The organism is Candidatus Arsenophonus phytopathogenicus, assembly GCF_056113345.1.
Map to the genome: position 1 here is coordinate 1 of NZ_JBUIOB010000011.1, position 3,850 is coordinate 3,850.

The following is a 3,850-nucleotide window of genomic DNA, read 5'->3' on the forward strand; positions in this document are numbered from 1 at the left end:
TGTAAAAGGGGCGTTAAAATTAATTAGTGACGTTCTAGGAAATGTTTCTTTGAAAAAAGCAAAGGTTTTTGAATATTGGATAAAAGCAGCTGAATTAACTGGCGGTGCCGATGGCCTATTTAAGCTTGCGGACAAAATAGCTCAGTTAAGAGACCCATTAGTTGTTGGTCGTTTTGCATTAGGGGAGTTAATTAGTATGGGAAGCAATCAACAACGTATTGTAACTCGCGAAGAATGGGTTCAAAAGGAAAAAAAAGAACTTACAGAAGAAGAAATAATAGATGGAAAACCTAAGTACAAACTTGAAAATGTTATTATTGGCTCTATAAAATATGTTGACATGGTGTTACCTATAAATGATATGAAAAAGCTCTATGAGAATGATGTCCACAAAGTCATTCTTTTGCTTGAAAATATTGACCTAGATACCGCCCCTCTGAAGTTAATTACAAAAGCAGGAAGACTGGCATTTCTTCTCGATAGCAGAATAGATAAATTAAATTCTTTAAAACGTAAGGCTCTCGATTTCCTAACAAAAGATAATTTAAAACCACTATATGATAAAATGCGTCCTATGAATACTGTCAGTCAAAAAGATCTGCAATTGTATAAAAGTTTTATCGATACTCTACCTTAAATCTATATCTGCTTTGGGTAAAGGTGCCCAAGATGTATATTCTTCAGGGTGTAATGGATATCCATCATTACCGATATTAGTCATGAAGGCGATGAACTCACCATCTTCATCAAAAAATGCTTCCCCTATTAGGTACCCATCATTTAATCGAAAAATTAGGTATTCGTCAGCTCTTTCATTGATTGTAGGCAAAATGCCTGAAGAATTAAAATTAAGAATCATAAAAGAGCCCTGTTTTTGCTTTTTGCATGGTGGTTTTTCCGATGGAAGGTGTTAAATAAAAATGATTTTATTGCCTGATATTTCTGGCGCGTCAGGCGTTGTAGCCTGTTAACAATTAGCGGTTACTCCAAAGTTTGATTTAGGGTTAGAATGTAGGTAATAAAAAAAACCTCGGGGAGGGTTATCCTTATTTTTTATAGTGATAGTAGGAGAGATTCTTATTTATCAATAAATGTTATTTCAAGGAATCATCTAACTTATCTTTTGAAAATAGTTTTAATTCTTCAATAATCTTTTCGTAGTCTATTGGTGTATGTTTTACTTTATTATTATATAATCTTATTGGATTATCGCCCAAGTTAACAATAGCAATTTCCAATAATTTTTTTTGCAAATCTGGCGATATTTCCTGAGTTTGTTTTTTGTATCCTTCAAACGCCATTGCTGAAGAATACTTATAAGCGTAGTCTTCACGAATTATGGTTTGGTATGTGCTTTTTACAATATAATTTGCCATTAGAATATCTTTAAGCAAACTATTATTAGTAATAGTTTCTAAATTTAAATTTTTATTCAATTTAGTGATAAATCTGTTTGCAAAACTTTGTGAAAGTAGAATTTCTTTTGATTTGTGAGAATTCAGAATCTAAATTGTTTAATCTTTCAACCAATCCATATAATTCATCTAAAGCTTGTGAACAAAAAATTTCATCTTTGTTGATTGACAATACTTTATTTTTTAATTTAGTTATATTTGATTTTATATTACTTGAGCTAACTGTCATTTCAGTTCCTTGTTTTTTAAGGCCCAATTTAATACATCATAAAGAAGCCATTTTTTAGATAGTATCTGAACACCATCGTTACAAACAGGTTTAGGGAAGTCTTTTTCTAACATTATTTTATCTTTAAGCGCAATATAATTAACGCCAAGTATCGATGATAGATAGGATAGATTACATTCAATTTTGTTATTTTTAAGCATGAATAGTAGAGCATTTATGAATATTTCATCTTTAACTATATAATTTTTTCTCATATGAGACCTCGAAACTAATTAAGTATATGACGTATAATCTTAACAATTAGCGGTTACTCCAAAGTTTGATTTAGGTTTATTGTTAAACCGTCTAGAAGTGTACAAAGCTGCAATAGGAAGACAGCAGTTATCAAATGCGTCATAAACTTTAGTAGGACGAATTGATATTGCTATTTCAACACGACTCATCACTTTTCTTTTCAGAGAAAGAACAGGGCGTTTAGTGTTTGGCGTTGTTTGTTGCTGAGAGGGTTTACCTGGATTTAAGGCTGCTTTCAATGCCATATTAAGTGCTTTGTTATATTCATAAGCTGCTTGCCTGGCTCTTCTACGCTCATGTCGACGACTACGAGCATTATCATAACCATGAAAGTTACACATATTACCTCCTGACAATGGGTTTTGGTGGTGTGTGCCGGAGGTATCCGGATTATATTTACAGTCATATTGGTAGTTCCCTGGTGTTGGTTTTAACTTAATGACTGTATTTTGGTTATTTCACACACCCTAAAACCGACTGTTTGGGTGTTTTATGGTTCGCTTTTTCAGCGAAAGGGTGTTAAAGAGCGGTACTGCTTAACTGTCGTCACTCACCATAGGCCACTTCGCAAAATGACCTATAATTAGTGTTTTTGCGCTTGCATTTCTTTCTCTGTCAGTGTTGCCCTTTCACGACCATTTTTATCAAATGGGGTTAATCTTCTCGCCAACCGGATCGCGTTTGACGATACATCGCATTTTATGCGCAGGGGTCTAAACAGAAAAATCTGTGCTGTTCCGACTTTCTAAATTGTTAAAGAGCAGGGTGTTCATATTTCTTAATACACATCTGATAAGATTTCTTTCCTAATGTTAAGTTTGCTAAATGTTGTTGTCAAGGTTTAAGTTAAGATATGTGAACTTTTTTTTAAAAGAAAACTAAAAACCTAAGTTGAATTTAGATTTTTAGCGAGAGAATTGAGTGGGGAAAATATTTTAAATGAGAACAGAATACCAAAAAACTTTGCCAATAATTTTTATATTAAATACTTCAGATCCTGTATAATCTTCATCAGCATATTCATCTCTATTGTAAGACCTTAGTCGTATACCTCCAGGTATACGGTATAAGATTTTGATGCGTAGCATTCCTTCCTGTTCTATAGCATACATTTGTCCATCTTTTATATCCTTATTTGATGAATCTATTCCTGCGACAGCACCGTCAGGAACAACAGGTTCCATGCTGTTACCTGTTATGGTTACACAACCAGCGGTTTGAGGATCAACGCCTGCTTTTTTTAAAGTTGAAAGCGCAAACCGTAATTTATATCCATTATGATCTAGCTTAACTAAAGAACCTTTACCCGCGGATAGCGATATTTCTTTAAAGAACAGGAGTTCAACTTCATCTTTACTAAGTGGTGTATTTGCATCCCACGGTGCAAAAGGACCAATAATTTTTGCGTTTGCCAGTGGAATGTTTGCCTCAGGATTTTTTTCACTCCCATTAAGCAGCCATTCGACAGTTACTCCAAGAGCTTTAGCCAAACTCACAAGATTTTTTCCGTTTGGCTCTGTAGTACCGGATTCCCATTGTGAAATAGTTGCTTTTGATACCCCAATTCGCTTCCCTAAAGATTCTTGAGTAATTTTGTTGTCATTGCGAGCTTGACGAATTCTTTCAGATTGCATGGTTTTATCTCCAAAATGAGTTTAGATAGCTTAACTCTTTTGATGTTATGTTATCTTGACTTATTTGTTTAGCTTTCTTAACATGATTGATATATCTTTCGGAGGTCATAATTATGAAGAAAAGTGAAGCGATTTATTTGGCAGGTAATATAACTAAGTTAGCGAATTTATTAAAAATCACAAAAAGCGCAGTATCACAATGGAGTGATGATATCCCAGAATTACGCGCATTACAGCTTGAAAAATTAGTTAATGACAAGAGTGAAAATTATAGCACT

At 33.7% G+C, this 3,850-nt stretch carries 7 protein-coding genes; 2 read left to right on the forward strand and 5 right to left on the reverse strand.

Annotated features, from left to right (window positions below; translation table 11 throughout):
- Nucleotides 1–637: hypothetical protein (locus tag AC01GB_RS01775; RefSeq protein ID WP_474450005.1), on the forward strand; the 637-nt coding region annotated here is incomplete at its 5' end.
- Here AC01GB_RS01775 and AC01GB_RS01780 read toward each other — a convergent pair.
- From AC01GB_RS01780 to AC01GB_RS01800, 5 genes are all read right to left on the reverse strand, one after another.
- A complete protein-coding gene (locus AC01GB_RS01780; RefSeq protein WP_474450006.1) occupies nucleotides 629–829 on the reverse strand; it encodes a hypothetical protein in 201 nt (66 codons plus the stop codon). The two genes, AC01GB_RS01775 and AC01GB_RS01780, sit on opposite strands and share 9 nt — an antisense overlap.
- A gap of 265 nt (nucleotides 830–1,094) precedes the next feature.
- Nucleotides 1,095–1,376, reverse strand: coding sequence for a hypothetical protein (locus AC01GB_RS01785; RefSeq protein ID WP_474450007.1), 282 nt, complete (start codon nucleotides 1,374–1,376; stop codon nucleotides 1,095–1,097).
- Nucleotides 1,377–1,437: 61 nt separating this feature from the next.
- Entirely contained in the window at nucleotides 1,438–1,671 is a 234-nt protein-coding gene (locus AC01GB_RS01790) for a hypothetical protein (protein WP_474450008.1), read from the reverse strand.
- A gap of 266 nt (nucleotides 1,672–1,937) precedes the next feature.
- On the reverse strand, nucleotides 1,938–2,279 hold the full coding sequence (locus tag AC01GB_RS01795) for a transcriptional antitermination N peptide (protein WP_474449924.1): 342 nt from the start codon (nucleotides 2,277–2,279) through the stop codon (nucleotides 1,938–1,940).
- Nucleotides 2,280–2,873: 594 nt separating this feature from the next.
- A complete protein-coding gene (locus tag AC01GB_RS01800) occupies nucleotides 2,874–3,572 on the reverse strand; it encodes an XRE family transcriptional regulator (protein ID WP_474450009.1) in 699 nt (232 codons plus the stop codon).
- A gap of 113 nt (nucleotides 3,573–3,685) precedes the next feature.
- On the opposite strand from AC01GB_RS01800, the gene AC01GB_RS01805 reads away from it, so the two are divergent.
- The coding region (locus AC01GB_RS01805) for a Cro/CI family transcriptional regulator (protein ID WP_474450010.1) at nucleotides 3,686–3,850 on the forward strand (165 nt) is incomplete at its 3' end.

Bases quoted from the DNA above. Each gene is read 5' to 3' on its own strand.
- AC01GB_RS01785 (WP_474450007.1), bottom strand. From the start codon at position 1,376: ATGGCAAATTATATTGTAAAAAGCACATACCAAACCATAATTCGTGAA.
- AC01GB_RS01795 (WP_474449924.1), bottom strand. From the start codon at position 2,279: ATGTGTAACTTTCATGGTTATGATAATGCTCGTAGTCGTCGACATGAG.
- AC01GB_RS01800 (WP_474450009.1), bottom strand. From the start codon at position 3,572: ATGCAATCTGAAAGAATTCGTCAAGCTCGCAATGACAACAAAATTACT.